At 70.3% G+C, this 20763-nt stretch carries 16 protein-coding genes; 11 read left to right on the top strand and 5 right to left on the bottom strand.

Annotated elements, in window-relative coordinates; translation table 11 throughout:
- Positions 1-481: 481 nt before the first annotated feature.
- The 3 genes from H7F53_RS02795 (at position 482) to dnaE (ending at position 6048) form a co-directional block, all read left to right on the top strand.
- The gene (locus tag H7F53_RS02795) at positions 482-1723 is read left to right on the top strand and encodes a lipoprotein-releasing ABC transporter permease subunit (protein ID WP_185677959.1); all 1242 of its coding nucleotides are present in this window, start codon (positions 482-484) and stop codon (positions 1721-1723) included.
- Positions 1716-2396, top strand: coding sequence for an ABC transporter ATP-binding protein (locus H7F53_RS02800; RefSeq protein ID WP_185677960.1), 681 nt, complete (start codon positions 1716-1718; stop codon positions 2394-2396). The genes H7F53_RS02795 and H7F53_RS02800 overlap by 8 nt, the downstream gene beginning before the upstream one ends.
- Positions 2397-2481: 85 nt before the next feature.
- Positions 2482-6048, top strand: a complete 3567-nt coding sequence (gene dnaE, locus H7F53_RS02805; protein WP_185677961.1) for a DNA polymerase III subunit alpha — start codon at positions 2482-2484, stop codon at positions 6046-6048.
- Between the two features lie 366 nt (positions 6049-6414).
- On the opposite strand, the gene H7F53_RS02810 is transcribed toward dnaE, so the two are convergent.
- Complete coding sequence (locus H7F53_RS02810) at positions 6415-7539, bottom strand: PA0069 family radical SAM protein (protein ID WP_185677962.1); 1125 nt, start codon at positions 7537-7539, stop codon at positions 6415-6417.
- 108 nt (positions 7540-7647) lie between these two features.
- On the opposite strand from H7F53_RS02810, the gene H7F53_RS02815 reads away from it, so the two are divergent.
- Positions 7648-8139: a YbjN domain-containing protein gene (locus H7F53_RS02815; RefSeq protein ID WP_246438444.1), complete on the top strand. Its 492-nt coding sequence runs from the start codon at positions 7648-7650 to the stop codon at positions 8137-8139.
- Between the two features lie 69 nt (positions 8140-8208).
- Here the strand turns inward: H7F53_RS02815 and H7F53_RS02820 are convergent, their stop codons facing one another.
- Together H7F53_RS02820 and H7F53_RS02825 are read right to left on the bottom strand one after the other, a co-directional pair.
- Positions 8209-10002: a lytic transglycosylase domain-containing protein gene (locus H7F53_RS02820; protein ID WP_185677964.1), complete on the bottom strand. Its 1794-nt coding sequence runs from the start codon at positions 10000-10002 to the stop codon at positions 8209-8211.
- A 14-nt stretch (positions 10003-10016) separates the two neighbouring features.
- Positions 10017-10781, bottom strand: coding sequence for a uracil-DNA glycosylase family protein (locus H7F53_RS02825; RefSeq protein ID WP_185677965.1), 765 nt, complete (start codon positions 10779-10781; stop codon positions 10017-10019).
- A 98-nt stretch (positions 10782-10879) separates the two neighbouring features.
- Between H7F53_RS02825 and H7F53_RS02830 the strand changes: the two genes are divergently transcribed.
- The 7 genes from H7F53_RS02830 to H7F53_RS02860 all read left to right on the top strand — a co-directional run bounded on the left by H7F53_RS02830 (position 10880) and on the right by H7F53_RS02860 (position 19866).
- Positions 10880-12544, top strand: coding sequence for an electron transfer flavoprotein-ubiquinone oxidoreductase (locus H7F53_RS02830; protein ID WP_246438446.1), 1665 nt, complete (start codon positions 10880-10882; stop codon positions 12542-12544).
- A gap of 263 nt (positions 12545-12807) precedes the next feature.
- Positions 12808-13242, top strand: coding sequence for an endonuclease domain-containing protein (locus H7F53_RS02835; protein WP_185677966.1), 435 nt, complete (start codon positions 12808-12810; stop codon positions 13240-13242).
- The gene (locus H7F53_RS02840; protein WP_185677967.1) at positions 13239-14036 is read left to right on the top strand and encodes a 4-(cytidine 5'-diphospho)-2-C-methyl-D-erythritol kinase; all 798 of its coding nucleotides are present in this window, start codon (positions 13239-13241) and stop codon (positions 14034-14036) included. The genes H7F53_RS02835 and H7F53_RS02840 overlap by 4 nt, the downstream gene beginning before the upstream one ends.
- Positions 14033-14758 carry an N-formylglutamate amidohydrolase gene (locus tag H7F53_RS02845; protein WP_185677968.1) on the top strand — a complete coding sequence of 242 codons (726 nt, stop codon included), beginning with the start codon at positions 14033-14035 and terminating at the stop codon, positions 14756-14758. The genes H7F53_RS02840 and H7F53_RS02845 overlap by 4 nt, the downstream gene beginning before the upstream one ends.
- A 560-nt stretch (positions 14759-15318) precedes the next feature.
- Positions 15319-17166, top strand: a complete 1848-nt coding sequence (gene ilvD / locus H7F53_RS02850; RefSeq protein ID WP_185677969.1) for a dihydroxy-acid dehydratase — start codon at positions 15319-15321, stop codon at positions 17164-17166.
- A 4-nt stretch (positions 17167-17170) separates the two neighbouring features.
- A complete protein-coding gene (locus tag H7F53_RS02855; RefSeq protein WP_281384728.1) occupies positions 17171-18574 on the top strand; it encodes an NAD(P)H-hydrate epimerase in 1404 nt (467 codons plus the stop codon).
- Positions 18571-19866, top strand: coding sequence for a class I SAM-dependent RNA methyltransferase (locus tag H7F53_RS02860; protein ID WP_185677970.1), 1296 nt, complete (start codon positions 18571-18573; stop codon positions 19864-19866). The genes H7F53_RS02855 and H7F53_RS02860 overlap by 4 nt, the downstream gene beginning before the upstream one ends.
- Positions 19867-19872: 6 nt before the next feature.
- Here H7F53_RS02860 and H7F53_RS02865 read toward each other — a convergent pair whose 3' ends face one another.
- Together H7F53_RS02865 and H7F53_RS02870 are read right to left on the bottom strand one after the other, a co-directional pair.
- On the bottom strand, positions 19873-20307 hold the full coding sequence (locus tag H7F53_RS02865) for an MAPEG family protein (protein ID WP_185677971.1): 435 nt from the start codon (positions 20305-20307) through the stop codon (positions 19873-19875).
- Positions 20308-20326: 19 nt separating this feature from the next.
- Complete coding sequence (locus tag H7F53_RS02870; RefSeq protein ID WP_185677972.1) at positions 20327-20752, bottom strand: MAPEG family protein; 426 nt, start codon at positions 20750-20752, stop codon at positions 20327-20329.
- Positions 20753-20763 lie beyond the last annotated feature (11 nt).

Consider the following 20763-nt stretch of genomic DNA (forward strand, 5'->3'; position numbering starts at 1 on the left):
GCGCGCATTTGGCTCTTAATGGGGCGAAAGGCAAGGGTTGTGGCCACCGGTTTCCGCCATTTGCGGGGAGGAAGCGGGGAGGTCGGGTTTGGCCCGGGAACGGACATCCAGATCCTTTGATCACGGAGCGTACGACCACCCCCTGATCGTCGCCCCGGCCTTGAGCCGGGGCAGGGCTTGTGTGGCAATGGCGGGGGCAGAACAGCCTTGTCCCGGGTCAGGCCCGGGTCGACGTGGAAGGAGGCGGATTGGATCACCTGCGAAGGCGTTTTGTGCCCTATTGCGGTCGCTGGCTTCCTCCCCGGCACGGGGAGGGGCACCACCTTCGGTGATTCCCCGCCCCCATCGTCCGAGGTCGGGGACCCGGGACCGGGCCGCGCAGGGTTCAGCCCAACAAGTCCTTGTCGTCATCCGCCAGCGACCCTAAACCGAGATCCCGCGTTTCGGCCGCCGATCCCCAGGCCCAGCAGACGAGCCCCGCTTGATCCTCTCCCCGTTCGAATGGACCATTGCCAAACGCTACATGCTTCCCGGTCGCGGCGAGGCGTTCATCGCGCTGGTGGCCGGCATCAGCCTGGTGGCGGTCAGCCTCGGGGTGGCGGCGCTGGTGATCGTGATGAGCGTGATGAACGGGTTCCGCGCCGAGCTGTTCGACAAGATCGTCGGGCTCAACGGCCATGCGGTGATCCAGGCCTATGGCGGCCGGCTCGAGAACTGGCAGACGGTGCTGGCCGAGGTCCGGGCGACCCCGGGCGTGGTCCGCGCCTCGCCGCTGATCGAGCAGCCGCTGCTCGCCACGTTCAACGGCCGGGTCGAGGGCATCCTCGCGCGCGGCAATACGCCTCAGGACATTGCCCGGCTCAAGCCCAGCCTCAAGGCGGGAACCCTTGCCCTGCTGCGCCCCGGGGCCGGGCAGGTGGCGATCGGTGCGCGGCTGGCCGAGAACCTCGGCGCCCGGGTGGGCGACACCATCACCATCATCAATCCGCAGGGCCGGGCCACCCCGTTCGGCACCGTGCCGCGCCAGATCGGCTACACCGTGGCCGCCGTGTTCGAGATCGGCGTCTACGACTATGACAACGCCTTTGTCGTCATGCCGATCGCCGATGCCCAGACCCTGCTGCTGAGCGGCGATTCGATCGGGATGATCGAGGTCAAGACCACCGATCCCGACCACGTCGGCGAGATCCTCGCGCCGCTGACCCGCAAGCTGGCGGGACAGGCCGTGGTGACCGACTGGAAAACCATCAACGCCGCGCTGTTCGAGGCGCTATCGGTCGAGCGGGTGGCGATGTTCACCGTGCTGTCGATCATCGTGCTGGTGGCGGTGTTCAACATCCTCTCGTCGCTGATCATGCTGGTGCGAGCCAAGACGCGGGATATCGCGATCCTGCGGACGATGGGCGCGACGCGGCGCAGCCTGCTCAAGATCTTCGTCACCGCCGGCTTCCTGATCGGTGCGCTGGGCACCGTGGCTGGACTGGGGTTGGGCTTCCTGTTCCTGTTCTTCCGCCAGAACGTGGTCAACGCGGTGCAGTACCTGACCGGCCAGAACCTGTGGGACCCGTCGATCCGGTTCCTGTCCGAACTGCCCAGCCGGAGCGATCCGGTCGAGGTGGTGGCGATCTGCGTGATGGCGCTGGTCCTCTCGTTCCTCGCCACGCTCTATCCGGCGTGGAAGGCGGCGAGCACCGATCCCGTGCAGGTGCTGCGCTATGAGTGACGGTGCGCCGATCGTCCGCCTGTCTGGCGTGACCCGCAGCTTCGAGCAGGGCGGCGTCCGGATCGACGTGCTCAAGGGCATCGAGCTCGAGATCGGCCCGGGCCAGATCGTCGCGCTGCTCGGCCCGTCAGGCTCGGGCAAGTCCACCCTGCTGCAGGCGGTGGGCCTGCTCGAAGGCGGCTTCGGCGGGCGGATCGAGATCGGCGGCGTCGATGCCGCGGCCGAGGATGCCGCCGGCCGCACCCGGTTGCGCCGCGATCACCTTGGCTTCGTCTACCAGTTCCACCACCTGCTGCCCGACTTCACCGCGCTGGAGAACGTGCTCCTGCCCCAGCTGATCGCCGGCCGCAGCCGTGCGGATGCGACCGCGCGGGCCGAGGAATTGCTCACCGCGCTCGGGCTGGGTCATCGCCTGACCCACCGGCCCAGCCAGCTGTCGGGCGGCGAGCAGCAGCGCGTGGCCGTGGCCCGCGCCCTGGCCAACCGCCCCGACCTGGTCCTGGCCGACGAGCCGACCGGCAACCTTGACGAGGCCACGGCCAATGTCGTGCTCGAGCAGTTCGTCCAGCTGGTGCGCGGCGAGGGCAGCGCGGCGCTGATCGCCACCCACAACGAGCGGCTCGCCTTCGCGATGGACCGCGTCTACCGGCTGCATGACGGCAAGTTGACCTAGCCGCCGGACCGTTTTCCGCGCCCTTTTCCCCAGCGCTCCGCCCGGCTCCGGTTGATCGCGGGGGCGCTGCCGCTACCTTGGCGCCATGGCCGGCTATGCTCCCTTCGTTCCCCTGCGCGTGATGTCCAGCTATTCGATGCTGGAGGGGGCGATCGATCCGAAGGCCATCGCCAAGCTGGCCCGCGAGCGCGGCGTGCCGGCCATCGCCGTGTGCGATCGCAACGGGCTCTATGCCGCCCCGGCCTTCGCCTCGGCCTGCAAGGATGCGGGGATCCAGCCGCTCATCGGCACGCTGCTGGCCGTGGCCCGGCCGGGGAGCGAGGCGATCGACTGGCTGGCGCTCTATGCCCAGAACGAGGCCGGCTGGCTCAACCTGTGCCGCCTGGTCAGCCGCGCCCATCTCGACCGCCCGCTCGACCGCGATCCGCATGTGACGCTGGCCGATCTGGCTGGCCACACCGAGGGCCTGATCGCGCTGACCGCGGCGGGTGAGGGCGCGCTGGTCCGCCTGCTGGCCGAGCGGCGCCACGACCAGGCCGAGACCCTGGCCGAGCGGTTGGCCGGCCTGTTCCCGGGGCGCCTTTACATCGAGATCGCCCGCAGCGGCGATGCCGCCGCAGAGGCCGCCGAGGATGCGCTGGTCGAGCTGGCCTATGCCCGCGACCTGCCGCTGGTGGCCACCAACCCGGCCCTGTACGCCGAGGCCCAGTTCCACGGGGCGCACGATGCCATGTTGTGCATCGCCAATTCGACCCACGTCGATGCGGCCGACCGGCCGCGCTCCTCGGGCGAGGCCTGGGTCAAGCCGGCCGAGGTCATGGCGCAGCTGTTCGCTGATCTGCCCGAGGCGATCGCCAACACCCTGGTGGTGGCGCAGCGCTGTGCCTTCGCCCCGCCCAAGCGCAAGCCACTGCTGCCCAGCCTGGCCGGCGACAAGCAGGGCGAGGCGAAGATGCTGGAGGATGATGCCCGGCGGGGCCTCGCCCGGCGCCTCGCGCCCTACTATCCCGAGGTGGGTGAGGACGAGATCGCCGAGCTGCTGGCCGGCCTGGCGGGGATCGAGGGCGCCGAGGAGCGCCGCGCCGCCTTTGCCCGGCTGCGCCCGGCGGCCATCGGCGAGGAGTTCGTCGAATACGCCGAGCGGCTCGATTTCGAGACCCAGATCATCAACCGGATGGGCTTTGCCGGCTACTTCCTGATCGTGGCCGACTTCATCAAGTGGGCCAAGGACAACGACATCCCGGTGGGGCCGGGGCGCGGATCGGGTGCCGGCTCGCTGGTCGCCTGGGCGCTGACCATCACCGATCTCGATCCGATCCGGCTGGGCCTGCTGTTCGAACGCTTCCTCAACCCGGAACGCGTCTCGATGCCCGACTTCGACATCGACTTCTGCGAAACCCGCCGCGGCGAGGTGATCCGCTATGTCCAGCGCAAGTATGGCGCCGACCATGTCGCCCAGATCATTACCTTCGGCAAGCTGAAGGCCCGCGCCGTGCTGCGCGACACCGGACGGATCCTGCAGATGAGCTACGGCCAGGTCGACCGGCTGTGCAAGCTGGTGCCCAACCATCCGACCGACCCCTGGACGCTGCCGCGCGCGCTCAACGGTGTGGCCGAGCTCAAGCGCGAATACGACAACGACGACGAGGTGCGGCGGCTGATCGATCTGGCGGTGCAGCTGGAAGGCATGCCGCGCAACTCGTCGACCCATGCCGCCGGCGTGGTGATCGGTGACCGACCGCTTGACCAGCTGATCCCGCTGTACCGCGATCCGCGCTCGGACATGCCGGTGACCCAGTTCGACATGAAGTATGTCGAGGACACCGGGCTCATCAAGTTCGACTTCCTCGGTCTCAAGACGCTGTCGATCCTGCGCAAGGCGGTTGACCTGCTGGGCAAGCGCGGCATCGGCATCGATCTCGGCACGCTCGCCTGGGACGATCCCGAAGTCTACCGGCTGCTCCAGTCGGGCGACACGGTGGGGGTGTTCCAGCTCGAATCGGAAGGCATGCGCCGCACCCTGGCGGCGGTGAAGCCGACCAACTTCGGCGACATCATCGCGCTGGTCTCGCTCTATCGACCGGGGCCGATGGACAACATCCCGCTGTTCGGACGGCGCAAGAACGGGCTCGAGGCGATCGAGTACCCGCATGAGAAGCTGGCCGGGATCCTTGCCGAGACCTACGGGATCTTCGTCTACCAGGAACAGGTGATGCAGGCCGCGCAGATCCTGGCCGGTTACTCGCTGGGCGATGCCGACCTGCTGCGCCGCGCGATGGGCAAGAAGGTCCAGGCCGAAATGGACGCGCAGCGCCAGCGCTTCGTCGACGGCTGCGCCCGCGAATCCGGGATCGACGCGAAGAAGGCCAACGAGCTGTTCGACTTGATCGACAAGTTCGCCGGTTACGGCTTCAACAAGTCGCACGCCGCGGCCTATGCGCTGCTCGCCTACCAGACCGCCTGGTTCAAGGCGCACTATCCGCAGGAATTCTACGCCGCCTCGATGTGCTTCGACATGCACCAGTCGGAAAAGCTGGCGGTCTATGTCGATGACATGCGGCGCAACGGGATCGAGATCGCCGGGCCGGACATGAACCGGTCCGAGGCCGAGTTCACCGTCGAGCAGACCGAGCAGGGCTATGCCGTGCGCTATGCCCTGGCGGGGATCCGCAATGTCGGCGAGAAGGCGATGGAGGCGATCGTTGCCGAGCGTGTGGCAAACGGCCGCTTCGCCAGCCTGGAAGACCTGTTCCGCCGCGTCCCCTATGGCAGCATGAACCGGCGCCAGCTGGAAGGGCTGGCGGCGGCCGGGGCGCTCGACAGCCTCGAGCCCAACCGCGCCAAGGTGCTGGCCAACGCCGACATGCTGCTGGCCGTGGCCGACGAGGCCGAACGCACCCGCACCAGCGGCCAGCATGGCCTGTTCGGCGGCGACGATCATGCCCAGCAGGCGCTCCGCCTGGTCGAGGCGCCGGCCTGGTCGCGCGCCGAGCAGATGGCCAAGGAGCGCGAGAACTTCGGCTTCTACTTCGCGGCCCACCCGGTTGAACAATGGCGCGCCATCGCCAGCGCCAACGGCGCCCGCTCCTATGGCAGCCTGATGGCGAGCGGCGTGGCCGGCGGGCGGCAGATGGCGGTCATGGCGGCGATGGTGGAAGGCGTGCAGCGCCGCAAGACCAAGCGCGGCAAGGACTTCGTCATGGCCGATTTCTCGGACAGCACCGGCCAGTTCTCGGCCTCGTGCTTCGAGGAGGCGCTGGTCGAGAACTTCGTGCAGTGGGCGCGCGAGGGCACCTGCGTGCTGCTCCAGGTCGAGCTCGACAGCCCCAGCCCCGAAGAACCGCCGCGGGTCACCGTGCGCGGTGGCCGGCCGCTGTCCGAGGTGCGCGAGGCGGCGCGGATGGAGCTGCGGCTCGAGGTTGCCACGGTCGAGGCGCTGCAGGAACTGGCCCTGCTGCTCACCCCCGGCGCGGCTGGCAAGGGCGAGGTCCTGGCCCGTCTGCGCACCGGCGGCCCGCGCGAGCCGCTGGTGCAGCTCGGCTGCGACTTCCACCTCGACGGCGACCTGGCCGAGCGGGTGGCGGGGATCGATGGCATCAGCGGCGTCTCGCTCTCGGCCAAGCGCGGCCCGGCGCTGCGGCTGGTGGCCTGACCGGCGCGGACCCCGCGCAGCCCGGGCGGGGCAGGTGAACGGCTTCGCACGGCTGGTTCCGGCCGAAGTCGGGCTCTGGCTTTCTCTCCTGCAGGGGAAAAAGCCATGGCTGCGGTCCACCCGAAAGGGCGTTAACTCGTCCACCGCTGGTCGTCCTGGCGCATGGCCGGGACCTCGCGGGTCGGTAGGCGGGGTGGGAGCCGGAAAGGTCTGCACCGGAAGCACGGCGCGAGAGACTGTCCTGTTTAGGCCGAACCATGCCAACGCCCGTTCGTGTCGAGCGCAGTCGAGACGCGCGGTGCGGTGCCTCTCGACTGCGCGCGAGGCGAACGGACCAGAGGTCAGTCACTCTCTACCGGGCAGGCGCTAGAACAGCGCCAGCTGCCCGTCGCTCGCCGGTCGGCGGAACTGCGTGCAATCGAGCTGCAGGGTCTCGCGCTGGCGGTTGAGGCCCAGCTTGCGGCAGGCGAGACGGAAGCGGGCGCGGAACAGGTCGGCCCAGGTGCCGCGCGGCTGCATCCGGCTGAAGAACGAGGGATCGTTGTCGCGCCCGTCGCGGACCGACCGGATGATCCCCATCACCTTGTCCGCGCGGTCGGGATAGTGCGCCGCCAGCCATTCGCGGAACAGCGGCGCCACCTCATGCGGCAGCCGCACCATGATCCAGCTGGCGGAGCGCACCCCGCGGGCAGCGGCATCGGCCAGGATCCGCTCCATGAACGCGTCGGTGATCGCGGGAATCACCGGCGCGATCGAGACATGGGCCGGTATCCCGGCCTCGGCCAGCCGGCCCAGGGCGGCCAGCCGCTTGGCCGGCGCCGCGGCGCGCGGTTCGAGCAGCGCCGACAGGCGCGGGTCCAGGCTGGTCACCGAAAGGCCGACCGCGACCAGGTTGCACCGGGCCAGCTCCGCCAGAAGATCAAGGTCGCGCAGCACCCGGTCGCTCTTGGTGGTGATCGTCACCGGCTGGCGCGCCTCCAGGCAGACCTCCAGCACCTCCCGCGTGATCCGGTAGCGCGCCTCGATGGGCTGGTAGGGATCGGTGTTGGTCCCCATGGCGATCGGCGCACAGCGGTACGAGGGCTTGGCCAGCGCCTCACGCAGCAGCCGGGCGGCGTCGGGCTTGGCGAACAGCTTCGTCTCGAAGTCGAGCCCCGGTGACAGGTCGTGGAAGGCATGGGTCGGCCGGGCGAAGCAGTAGATGCAGCCATGCTCGCAGCCCCGGTAGGCGTTGAGCGACCGGTCGAAGGGGATGTCGGGCGACTGGTTGAAGCTGAGGATCGAACGGGCCCGCTCCTCGGTCACGGTTGTCCGCAGGCTGTCCCCGGGGTTGCCCACAAGCCCGTCCACAGTGCCGCGCTGGTCGCGCCAGTCGCCGTCGAGCTCGCGCTGGGCCAGCCCGAAGCGGCTGGGCACTGCCGCCGAGACCGCGCCGCGGCCCTTCTGGCGATCGGGGGGCGGAGCCGGGGAAAGGGTGGAGCGACCGGGCATGGGCGGATTAGAACATAAGAAGAACAGTTTGACAAGCATCGCCCCCGGCGCGAGGAGGGCAGGATTGAGCGAGGTCAGGGGGTTGAGGGAATGCGGCAGGTCTTGCGGATGGGTGTGGCCGTTCTCGCCGCCGGTCTGGCCGCCCCGGTGGCCGCGGCGACTGACTGCCCGACCGCGCTGATCTGCGCCGCGAACCCGCGCGGCATCGTCGACAGCCTTCAGGCGCAGGGCTTCAAGGCCGTGCTGGGCAAGAGCGACAACACCGGCAATCCCAAGATCACCTCGTCCGCCTCGGGCTATGCCTACACGATCTTCTTCTACGGCTGCGACAAGGGCGCCAACTGCACCTCGCTGGGCTTCTCGGTGAACTTCGAGGACGACGGCGCCAACTCGCTGGCGCTGGCCAACGAATGGAACAAGGACAAGCGCTTTTCGGCCATGTCCTTCGACGAGAGCGACAAGTCGCTGATGCTGACCTACGACGTCACCACGATCGGCGGGCTCACCCAGGTGAACTTCGCCGACGTGGTCGACTGGTGGCAGACCATGCTTGGCCAGGCCCGCACCTTCTTCGACGCCCATCCGGCGCCGAAACGGTAACCGGACATCATCAAGGCGCAGTCGGCGGGGCTGGGCCCTGGTTCAACTGGGACGCGACCAGCCCCTTGCTCACCGGCTACGTAGCAGGGTCCCGTTGCTGGCCATGCGCACGGCCTGGCTGCCGGCGAGGTCGGGGAAGGTGGGCCACATCGCCTGGGCCAGCGCGATCCGGCTTTCCGAGGGGCCGCCGGCCTGGCGCTCGTACATCCAGTAGTTCTTCAGGACCACGTTCACGTAGCCGCGGGTCTCCCAGTAGGGCACGCTCTCGATCCACAGCAGCGGATCGCCCTTGTCGCGGATCTCGGTGTTCCAGCGGGTGACCGGCAGGAGACCGGCGTTGTAGGCGGCGATCACCTTGGGCAGCAGACCCTGGGTGCCGGGGCTCTCGCGCAGCATCTGCAGGTGGCGCTGACCGAACGCGAGGTTGACCTCGGGCCGGGTGATCTCGGTCGGCGAGACGCCGAGCGCGGCGGCGTGATCGCGCGCGGCGGCAGGCATGATCTGCATCAGGCCGCGGGCGCCGGCCGGGCTGGTCACGCTGGTACGGAAGATCGATTCCTGCAGGGCATGGGCATAGACCAGCGCGGGATCGACCTTCCAGCCGGTGGCCGGGGTCCACCTGGGAGTGGGGAAGCGCAGGGCCGGTTCGGGCTTGCCGCCGGCCGGGGCGGCATAGGCCATCCACAGCTGGGTGGCGGGCAGGCCAAGATCGCGCGCCAGGCGCGACAGCGGCTGGTAGAGCGCGGGGCTGCCGGTGCGCGCCTGGTAGCGCAGCACCTCGTCGGCCAGGCCATCCTCGCCGATCTCGGCCAGTTGCACCGCGGTGCGCACGGCCGGGTTGTCGCGCAGGCGCTGCCAGTCGGTCTGGGTGAAGTCGGGCGCCTGGTGGGTCGTCGGCAGGCGCAGGCCGAGCTGCTCGGCCGCCATCATGCCGTAGAAGGTTTCATCGCGCGCCGCGGCCAGGCGGAGCGGGGCGCTCGCCGCCTCGGGCTTGCGGCAGCGGACCAGCGCGCGGCTTTGCCAGTACCAGGCCGCGGTCTTGAGCTCGGCATTGTCGGCCGCCGCGGCGGTGCGCGCGAAGGCTTCGGCGGCGCCCTGGCAATCGTCGAGCCGCCAGGCGGCGAGACCTGCGGTCCACCACCCTTCGGCGACCCACGGGCCATAGCCCTCCGCCGCGGTCTGGGCGAGCGCATAGGCCGCCGCGTCATTGTTCTCGATGTAGAACGACCAGGCGATCTTGGCGCGCCATTCGGCCCGCGCCGGGAGGCTGAGGGTGGCGTCGATCCCGTCGAGCAGCAGCTTCGCGCCAGCCGGGTCGTCCCCCTTGATCCGCTCCTGGATCCCGCTGGCGACCAGCGCCGGCATGGTCCCGTCGCCAGTGTCGCGCGGGCGCACGCGCTTCTGGCTGGTGGCGACCGCGTAGAGCGGCTGGGCCTGCGGCAGCGCGGGCAGGGCGCTGGCCCCGCGCTTCGCGGCCAGCGCGGCGATCTGCTCGGCCTGCGGCAGCCCGGCGCCCTGGCTGAGCCACTGGGTCAGCGCCGGCAGCTCGACCCGCGGGCTCTTGGCGTCGAGATAGTATTCGGCCCGGGCAACCTGGTGCAGCGGGCCATCGGGCTTCTGCGCGAACAGGGCCTGGACGCGTGGCCAGTCCTGATGCTCGATCGCGTTGAACAGGTCCTTGTAATAGGTCCGCTCCTCGCCGGTCAGCAGGGTGGGAACGGCAGTGCGGTCGGCGCGGTTGCGGAAATAGTCGACCGCGGCGCTGTTCGCCTGGGCCAGCCCGGGCAGCAGGGTGCAGGCCAGCGCCCCCGCCAGCGCCCCCGCCAGCGCCAGGCGCGCGTGCCGGGGCCGCCATGCCGTCATGATGCGCAAGCCGTTCAGTGTTCCGTCCAGTCCAACCAGTTCCGCCAGAAGCCCGCTTTCCATGCCGGGCGTGCCAGCAGCGCGCCCAGATCGCGGGCCGCCAGCAGCGGCACCGTTCGCCCTTCATGGTTAAATGAGGGTAAAGTTTGAGCGCTATGCGTTGGATCGTGGCCGAGCAGCGGCAGAATGGTCCCGCCGAACACGATCAGCCGCTCCGGCGCCACCAGTCCGATGTGGTGCGCCAGCACCGCACCGGCCCCGCGCGCGGCGAGCGCCGGCCAATCGACCAGCGGGGTGTGGCGGGGGAGCACCGAGGCGACATAGACCGCCTCGGCCTCCACCCCCATGGCGCTCAGCATGCGCGCCAGCAGGTCGCCCTCGGGTCCGGCCAGCAGGTGCGGCGAATCGCCCTGCTCGGGCTGGGGCACGACCACCATGATTCGCGCCCCGGCGGGCCCGCGCGGGGGGACCCGGTCGCGCACCTGGCCATCATCGAGCGCCGGTTCGCTCAGCCACCATGCGGCAAAGCCGGCAAGGCTGTCGGGCCACCGGGCCGGATCGCCCCCGAACCCGGCCTGGGGAGGCGGCGCAGCCGGGGCAGGGACATCCCGCGCGGCGACCGGCGCGGCTGCCGCTACGGCTTCGCCCGGCGGGGCCAGCCAGCGGGTCGGGGTGTCGGCAAAATCGAGATCGACCCCGGCATCGCGCCACCAGTCCAGCACCGCCGCGATATCGGCGGCGCGCAGCCCTGGGTTGTGGGAAGGATCGAGCCTGTCCATCGCAAGTGGCCTTGACCTGTCGCGGCGCAGCAATCAAGGCGAATTAACGGAGCGATTAAGCCGGGGTCGGATGCGCCGGCACAGCCAGGACGGGACTGATGAGCGAACAGGTTGCGATCGAACGGGAATCGATGCCCTACGATGTCGTCATCGTGGGAGGCGGGCCAGCCGGCCTCGGCACGGCGATCCGCCTGAAACAGCTCAATGCCGACCTTTCGGTCTGCATCCTCGAGAAGGGCTCCGAGATCGGCGCCCACATCCTGTCGGGTGCGACCTACGATCCGCGCGCGCTCGACGAGCTGCTCCCCGACTGGCGCGACCAGGGCTGCCCGATGGCCGAGGTGCCGGTGACCGACAACTGGCACTGGAATCTGACCCGCACGGGCAAGATGTCCATCCCCCATGCCCTGATGCCCCCGTTCCTCTCGAACAAGGGCAACTACACCGGCTCGCTCGGCAACCTGTGCCGCTGGCTGGCGGGCAAGGCCGAGGAACTGGGGGTCGAGATCTTCCCGGGCTTCCCCGCCGCCGAGGTGCTCTATGGCGACCGGGGCGAGGTGATCGGGGTCCAGACCGGCGACATGGGGGTTGACCGCGAAGGGCAGCCCAAGGGCGATTTCCAGCCGGGCATGAACCTGCTCGCCAAGTACACCGTGTTCTGTGAAGGCGCCCGCGGGCACCTGACCAAGCGGCTCAAGGCCAAGTACGATCTCGAAGCCGATTGCCAGCCGCAGGTCTACGGCATCGGCATGAAGGAGCTGTGGGACATCGATCCCGACAAGCACGTTCCGGGCCGGGTGATCCACACCCAGGGCTGGCCGCTGTCGGAAAGCGACAGCTGGGGCGGCGGGTTCCTCTATCACCAGGCGGGCAACCAGGTCTCGCTCGGGTTCGTCTGCGCGCTCGATTACAAGAACCCCTGGGTCTATCCCTTCGAGGAGTTCCAGCGCTGGAAGCAGCACCCCGAGATCCGCAAGATCCTGGAAGGCGGCAAGCGCGTGGCCTATGGCGCGCGGGCGATCAATGAGGGCGGCTGGCAGTCGGTGCCGAAGCTCGACTTCCCGGGCGGGGTGCTGGCCGGCTGCTCGGCAGGCTTCGTCAACGTCCCGCGGATCAAGGGCAGCCACACCGCGATGAAGAGCGGCATGCTGGCCGCCGAGGCGATTGCCGCGGCGATCGCCACCGGGCGCGAGGGCGATTCGCTGGGCGAATACGACGCCGCCGTGCGCGAGAGCTGGATCGCCGCCGAGCTCAAGCTGGTGCAGAATGCCGAGCCGATGGTCGCCAAGTTCGGCGGCGAGCTGGGCACGATCCTCGCCGGGACGGACATGTGGCTGCGCACCCTGTTCGGCTTCGGCCTGGCCAAGCCGATGAAGCATCACACCGATGCCTCGGCCACCCAGCGGGCCGATCTCTACAGGCCGATCGCCTATCCCAAGCCGGATGGCGTGATCAGCTTCGACCGGCTGACCAGCGTCTCGTTCTCGTTCACCAACCACGAGGAAGACCAGCCCTGCCACCTGCGGTTGAAGGATCCGACGGTGCCGACGCGGATCAACCTGCCGCTCTATGCTGGGCCCGAGGCGCGCTATTGCCCGGCCGGGGTCTACGAATTCGTCGAAACCGCCGATGCCGGCCCGCGCCTGCAGATCAACGCGCAGAACTGCGTGCACTGCAAGACCTGCGACATCAAGGACGCGACCCAGAACATCGAATGGGTGACGCCCGAAGGCGGCGGCGGGCCGAACTATCCGAACATGTGAGTGCTTCCTCCCCGGTACGGGGAGGGGGACCATCCGCAGGATGGTGGAGGGGCACAGGCCCCAAGCTTCCTCCCCGGTACGGGGAGGGGGACCATCCGCAGGATGGTGGAGGGGCACAGGCCCCAAGCTTCCTCCCCGGCACGGGGAGGGGGACCATCCGCAGGATGGTGGAGGGGCACAGGCCCCAAGCTTCCTCCCCGGTACGGGGAGGGGGACCATCCGCAGGATGGTGGAGGGGCACAGGCCGTAGTATCCGGCCTTGGATGCTCACTGGCCCCGTCTCGACCGTCAAGCTCGCGCGCAAGCTGCGTTCGGAGATGAGCGTTCCTGAGCGGCTGCTGTGGCGAGAACTGCGCTGCCGTCCGAGCGGGTTCAAGTTCAGGCGTCAACACCCGGCCGAGGTCTACGTGATCGACGTCTTCTGCCCGGCTGTACGGCTGGCCATCGAGGTCGACAGATTCGCGCATGACACGGCCGAAGGTGTGAGGCGGGACTCGGCAAAATCGCACCATCTGCGCTCCCAAGGCGTTGCCACACTGCGCGTGCCGGCTAAGGCGGTGCTCGAAGACGTCGGCAGCGTGGTGGAACGGATCGTGGCGGTTTGTGTCGAGCGTGGGGAGAAGTTGGCGCGTCGTAACGCCGTGCCCCTCCACCAGCCTGCGGCTGGTCCCCCTCCCCGTGCCGGGGAGGAAGCATGATCGAAACCGCCTATGCCAAGATCAACCTTGCCCTGCACGTCCGGCGGCGGCGCGAGGATGGCTACCATGAGCTCGAGACGGTGTTCGCCTTCGTCGATGCCGGGGACTGCCTGAGCGCGGAGGCCGCGCCGCGCGATGCGCTGACCACGGTGGGCGAGTTCGGCAACGTCCTGACCGATCCTGCGGAGAACATCGTGGCCCGGGCGCTGGTCGCCCTGCCGCGCGCGGAGGGGCTGGCGCTCACGCTCGAGAAGAACCTGCCGGTGGCGGCCGGGCTGGGCGGGGGATCGGCCGACGCCGGCGCGGTGTTCCGGCTGGTCGAGCGGCACTATGGCCTGCCCGCCGACTGGGCCGCGCGCGCCGCGGAGCTGGGCGCGGACGTGCCGGCCTGCGTGCGCAGCGAGACCTGCATCGGACGCGGCACCGGGACCGAGCTGGAGCCGGTCGCCAGCGATCTGGTGGGCACCCCGGTGCTGCTGGTCAATCCGCGCGTGCCGCTCTCCACCGGGCCGGTGTTCCGGGCCTGGGACGGGATCGATCGCGGCGGCCTGCCCGCCGGCTCGGTGCGCGCGATCGCGCTGGCCGGGCGCAACGATCTGGAGCCGCCGGCGCTGGCGCTGTGCCCGGCGATCGGCGCGGTACTGGCGCACCTGCGGACCACCGGGGCCTGGCTGGTGCGCATGTCGGGCTCGGGGGCAACCTGCTTCGCGCTGTACGAGACGGCCGCGGCGCGTGACGCGGCCCGGGCCGGCCTGCCGGCGGAGTGGTGGAGCCTGGCGGGAGGGCTGCGATGAGCGACGTCTTCCGCCTGCTCGGCACCCCGCGCTTCGGGGGCATTCTGGTCGTCTCCGACCACGCCTCGAACCACGTCCCGGCCGACATCGCCCTGGGCATCGACCCGCAGTTGCTGACCGAGCACATGGCGATCGACATCGGCGTCGCCGAGGTGGGAGCCTTGCTGGCGCAGCGCGCGGGCTTCGCTGCGTTTCAGTGCGCGGTCAGCCGGCTGGTCTGCGACGTCAACCGCGAGGAGGATGCGCCCGGCGCCGTGGCCGAGGCCAGCGACGGCCATGCGATCCCCGGCAACATGCTGTCGGTGGCCGCCCGCGCAGCCCGTATTGCGCGGTTTCACGCGCCCTACCATGCCGCGCTTGCGGCCCAGCTTGATGCCGTGCCGCCGGCGCTGATCCTCTCGCTGCACAGCTTCACTCCGGCGCTGCGCACCTGCGACAAGCCGCGGCCGTGGCAGGTGGGCGTGCTCTACAACGAGGATGACCGCGCCGCCCGCCTGGCCCTGCCGCTGCTGACCGCCGAAGGGCTGGTGGCCGGCGATCAGGAGCCCTATTCGGGCAAGCTGCTGAATTACACGATGAACCGCCACGCCGAGGCTGAGGGACGGCCCTATCTGGGAATCGAGATCCGCCAGGACGAGATCGCCGACGCGGCCGGGCAGGCGCGCTGGGCCGAGATCCTGTTCCGGGTGACCAATGCCGTGGCGCTGCGCCTGGGGGAATAGGCCGCGCGAGGCGGGCCGGGGATAGCGGCCAAGTTGGGTGGGGAGGAGGTCATCGGCTCCATCGTCGTCCCGGGCTCGACCCGGGACCGGCGCCCGGATCGATGCAGCCTCGCGTTGAAGCAGGGCAGCGGTCCTGGATCGAGCCCGGGACGACGGGTATCGGACGCCAGTGGCCATCCGCCCGTGTTCGCCCCGAGCCCTATGCAGCGTCCGTCCAGTTTGCCCGGTGCAGTCCTGCTTGCCCCCGACCCACGCGCCCCCGGCACCAGCCCGGCGCACACGGTCCCGCTTTCCTACTCGCCGCCAACCTGTCACACTCCGCGCGGTGCCTTGCAGCCGGGCTCCTGTGGCGCGGTCCGGGCATCTTCTCGCTGTCGTCACACGTGTGAGGATCGTGAGCTTCGGGCAAGCCGCAAGGGGGCAGCAACCCCGGCCCGCGCCCTGGGCTTGAATTGTTTTGTTTCGTTGCCTGAGCTTTTTTCGTAATTTTCTGCTTCAATCCGGCTGCCACCTGGTCTAGTGAGCCGCTGCCGTTCCCGTCTACCCACCGGAGTCCGTCCATGCCCGTCTACCGTTCCCGCACCACCACCCATGGCCGCAACATGGCCGGCGCGCGCGGGCTGTGGCGTGCCACGGGGATGAAGGACAGCGACTTCGGCAAGCCGATCATCGCCGTGGTTAACTCGTTCACGCAGTTCGTGCCGGGCCATGTCCATCTCAAGGATCTGGGCCAGATGGTCGCCCGCGAGATCGAGGCGGCGGGCGGTGTGGCCAAGGAATTCAACACGATCGCGGTCGATGACGGCATCGCCATGGGGCACGATGGCATGCTCTATTCGCTGCCGAGCCGCGATCTGATCGCCGACAGCGTCGAGTACATGGTCAATGCCCATTGCGCCGATGCGATGGTGTGCATCTCGAACTGCGACAAGATCACGCCCGGCATGCTGATGGCGGCCATGCGGATCAACATTCCGGTCGTGTTCGTCTCGGGCGGGCCGATGGAGGCGGGCAAGGTGGTCCTGCGCGGCAAGGAGCATGCGCTCGACCTGGTCGACGCGATGGTCGCCGCGGCCGACGACAGCTATTCCGACGAGGAGGTCAAGACGATCGAGCGCTCGGCCTGCCCGACCTGCGGGTCGTGCTCGGGCATGTTCACCGCCAACTCGATGAACTGCCTGACCGAGGCGCTGGGCCTGTCGCTGCCCGGCAACGGCTCGACCCTGGCCACCCACGCCGATCGCCAGCGCCTGTTCCTCGAGGCCGGACGGCTGATCGTCGATCTGGCCAAGCGCTACTACGAGGAGGACGACGCGAGCGTGCTGCCGCGCTCGATCGGCAGCTTCAAGGCCTTCGAGAACGCGGTGTGCCTCGATATCGCGATGGGCGGATCGACCAACACCGTGCTCCACCTGCTGGCCGCAGCCTATGAGGCCGGGGTGAACTTCACCATGGCCGACATCGACCGGCTGAGCCGCAAGGTGCCGTGCCTGTCCAAGGTGGCGCCGGCCAAGTCCGACGTGCACATGGAGGACGTCCACCGGGCTGGCGGGATCATGGCGATCCTGGGCGAGCTCGACCGCGCCGGGCTGATCCACACCGACCTGCCGACGGTGCACAGCCGCACGCTGGGCGAGGCGCTCGAGCGCTGGGACATCGTCCGCACCGACAGCCCGGCCGTGCAGGAATTCTTCATGGCCGCGCCCGGCGGGGTGCCGACCCAGGTGGCGTTCAGCCAGAACCGCCGCTGGGATTCGCTCGATCTCGATCGCGAGAAGGGCGTGATCCGCTCGGCCGAGCATGCCTTCAGCCAGGATGGCGGGCTGGCCGTGCTGACCGGCAATGTCGCTGTGGATGGCTGCATCGTGAAGACCGCCGGGGTCGACGAAAAGATCCTCACCTTCTCGGGTCCGGCCAAGGTCTATGAAAGTCAGGACGATGCGGTCACCGCGATCCTCACCGGGCAGGTGGTCGCCGGCGACGTGGTGGTGATCCGCTACGAGGGCCCCAAGGGCGGTCCGGGCATGCAGGAAATGCTCTATCCCACCAGCTACCTCAAGTCGAAGGGGCTGGGCGCGGCCTGCGCGCTGCTCACCGACGGGCGCTTCTCCGGCGGGACCTCCGGCCTGTCGATCGGCCACGTCTCGCCCGAGGCGGCCGAAGGCGGGACGATCGGGCTGGTGCGCAACGGCGACCTGATCCAGATCGACATCCCGCAGCGCACGATCACCCTCGCGGTGAGCGACGCGGAGCTGGCACAGCGCCGCGCCGAGCAGGACGCCAAGGGGTGGAAGCCGGCCAAGGAGCGGCCGCGCAAGCTCTCGGTGGCGCTCAAGGCCTATGCCGCGATGACCACCAGCGCCGCGCGCGGCGCCGTGCGCGACCTCTCGCAGCTCAACCTGGACTGACCGCTTGGCGCAGGCCGTGCCGCAGGTCCTGACTGTGGCGCAGATGCGCGCGGCGGAGCAGGCGCTGATCGCGGCGGGCAGTTCGGTCGATACGCTGATGCAGCGCGCCGGGCGCGGCGCGGCCGACTGGGTCTGGCGGATCGCGGCCGGGCGCCGGGTGACCGTGCTGTGCGGCCCCGGCAACAATGGCGGCGACGGCTATGTCATCGCCGCTGCCCTGCGCGAACGCGGCGCTGCGGTGCAGGTGATTGCCGCCATGCCGCCGCGGACCGACGCCGCCCGCACCGCGCGGGCGCTGCTGCCGGGAACCGTGCTCGACCCGGCCGCGGCCGAAGCGGGTGAGGTGCTGGTCGACTGCCTGTTCGGCAGCGGGCTGACGCGGCCGCTGGGCGAGCCCGAGCGGACGCTGCTCGGCCGGCTGGCGGCGCAGCATGCCCTGCGCATCGCGATCGACGTGCCGAGCGGGGTGGACAGCGATCGCGCGGTGCCGCTCAATCCGGGCCTGCCCACGTGGCACGTGACCCTTGCGCTGGGGGCGTGGAAGCCGGCCCACCTGCTGATGCCGGCCTGCGCGGCGATGGGCGCGCTGCGGCTGGTCGACATCGGCTGCGCCGCGGTTCCGGGCGCTCCCGGGATCGTCGCGCGGCCGCAGGTCCAGCCGCCGGCGGCCGATGCGCACAAGTACCGGCGCGGGCTGGTTGCCGTGGTGGTCGGGGCCATGCCCGGTGCGGCGCGGCTGGCGGCAGCGGCGGCGCAGGGGGCCGGGGCCGGGTATGTGCGGCTGGTCCTGCCGGACGGCTCCGTCTCGGCCGAGGCCGTCGCGCCCGATCTGGTCATCACCAACCCCGCCGCGCTGGCCGATCCGCGCACCGCCGCCCTGCTGGTCGGCCCCGGACTGGGGCGCGATGCCGCGGCGGGGGAGGCGCTGGCCGCTGCACTGGCGCCGGGCCGCCCGGCCGTGCTGGATGCCGATGCGCTGGGGCTGCTCACCCCCGCCGCGCTCCGTGGCTATCCCGCGCCGCTGGTGCTGACCCCGCACGAGGGCGAACTGGCCGCGCTCGAGCGGGCCTTCGCGCTGCCGGGCGAAGGGACCAAGCTCGCCCGCGCGGGGGCGCTCGCTCGGGCCACCGGCGCGGTGGTCATCGCCAAGGGGCCCGATACCGTGATCGCCGCCCCCGACGGGCGGTCCGCCTTCGCGCTGCGGGCGCCGAGCTGGCTGGCCGTGGCCGGGACCGGCGACGTGCTCGCCGGGATCGCCGCTGCGCGGCTGGCGGCGCAGGGCGATCCTTTCGCCGCCGCCGGCGAGGCGGTCTGGCTGCATGGCGAGGCCGCCCGGCGCGCCGGCCCGGCCTTTGCCGCCAGCCAGCTTGCCGCGGCCGTGCGAAGCGCCTACGCGGCCTGCCTGTGAGCGACCACTTCCCCAGCCAGCCCGGCCCTGCGCCAGCCGAGGAGATCCTGCGCATCGCCGCCAAGGGCGACGGGGTCACCGCCACGGGCCGCTATGCCTGGGGCGCGGCGCCGGGGGACTGGCTGTTGCCCGACGGCTCGCTGCAGCGCGGGCCGCACCACGTCGACCCGGTCTGCCGCCATTTCGGCCGCTGCGGGGGCTGCCAGCTGCAGCAGCTCGACGAGGAGAGCCTCGCCGCCTTCGTCACCGCGCGCGTCGCCAATGCCTCGGCCAGCCAGGAGCTGGGGGCCGAGCATCTCGCCGCCCCGCATCTCTCCCCGCCGGGCAGCCGGCGCCGCGCCGCGCTGCGGGCCGAAAGCGCGTCCGGCCGGGTGGTGATCGGCTATCGCGAGGCGGGCTCGCACCGTCTGGTGGAACTGGCCGAATGCGCGGTGCTGGTGCCCGAATTCGTCGCGCTGCTGCCTGCCCTGCGCAAGCTGCTGATCCGCATCGGACAATCGGCCGCGGCCGGCTCCAAGCGGGCGGGCAAGGGCGGACGGGGCAAGCAGGCCGGGCCGGGCAAGATGGCCGCCGACGTCGAGTTGACCCTGACCGAGCAGGGCGTCGACGTGGGGATCAAGGGCCTCGCCGTCGAGGGCCTGGCGATCACCGAGGCCGTGCTCGGCTTCGCCCAGGAGCATCGGCTCGCCCGGCTGACCCTCGATCAGGGCTATGGTCCTGAAATGCTGTGGGAACCCGAGCCGGTGACGGTCAACCTCTCGGGCGTCAGCGTGCCCTTTCCGCCGGGCAGCTTCCTCCAGGCGACGCTCGACGGCGAAGCGGCCCTGGTCGAGGCGGCGCGCGAGTGGCTGGGCGGGCTGCCCGCCGTGGCCGACCTCTTCGCCGGGCTGGGGACCTTCGCCTTCGCGCTGGCCGGCGAGAGCACGAAGGTGCTCGCAGTCGAGGCCGCACGCGAGGCGCACCTGGCCTGCAAGACTGCCGCGGCGCGCCTACAACGGCCGCTCCACGCGCTCCACCGCGACCTGTTCCGCAATCCGCTGCTCGCGGACGAGCTCAACCGCTTCGCCGGGGTCCTGCTCGACCCGCCGCGCGCCGGTGCGCGCGAGCAGGTCGAGCGTCTGGCCGGCAGCACGGTCGGGCGGATCGTCTACATCAGCTGCAACCCGTCCAGCTGGGCGCGCGACGCGCGGCTGCTGGTCGAGGCGGGCTGGCGCCTTGCCGAACTGCGCCCGGTGGGCCAGTTCCGCTGGTCCAGCCATGTCGAACTGGCCAGCCTGTTCGTGCGGGGGTGAGGGCGGTCAGCCGCCGAGCAGCCCCGCCGCCGCCAGCACAACCAGCGCGCCGAGCGCGAGGGTCGAAAGCGCAAACAGGCTGAACCGCAGCACCACGCGGTTGCCGGTGATGTGGACCAGCGAATGGGCGATGCGCAGCGCCACGTAGGTCCAGCCCAGCACCAGCGCGGGGCCATCGCCCCGACCGAGCAGGGCGAGGCTAACGGCGACCGCATAGAACGTCGTCGGGGCCTCGTGCAGGTGGTTGTAGTTGTGGGCCGCCCATTGGACCCGTTCCGGCAGGACCCGGTCCAGGTCGGCGCCGGTCCCGCCCACCTTGGTGCGCGCGTCAATCCCGGCGCGCCGCATTGCCGGGATGCGGCGGGCATACATCACCCCCCAGATGACCAGCGTCCAGGCCGCGAGCGCCACCACCGGCGCGAGAATGGCGATGCCGTTCATGTCCCGGTCCCTCCCGCGCTCACAGCGTGACCAGCAGCGCACGCACCGCCAAGGCCATCAGGCACAAGGTGGCCGTGAAGAATATCGCGAAGCGCACCGGAACACGGTTCGTGGTCGCCTGGTAGACCGAATGGACCACGCGCAGGCCGGTATAGGCCCAGGCGAGCAGGGCGTCGGTCTGCGTGCCCCCGGCCAGCGCAAGGATCACCACCACGGCGTAGAACAGCGTCGGCTGCTCCATCAGGTGGGTGTAGTTGTGGCTCTTCCACATCACTTCAGGAGGGAGCACCGCTTCAAGGTCCTGGCCGCGCCCACCGGGCCGGGCCTTGCCGAGATCGATCCCCGAATTGGCCATCGCGGCGAACCGCGACCGCGCCATCCACAGCATCATCACGAGCGACCAGGCCACCAGCACGGCGGCCGGGGCGAGCAGGGCCTTGTTCATCGGTATGTCCT

This window comes from Novosphingobium piscinae (assembly GCF_014230355.1).
GTDB lineage: Bacteria > Pseudomonadota > Alphaproteobacteria > Sphingomonadales > Sphingomonadaceae > Novosphingobium > Novosphingobium piscinae.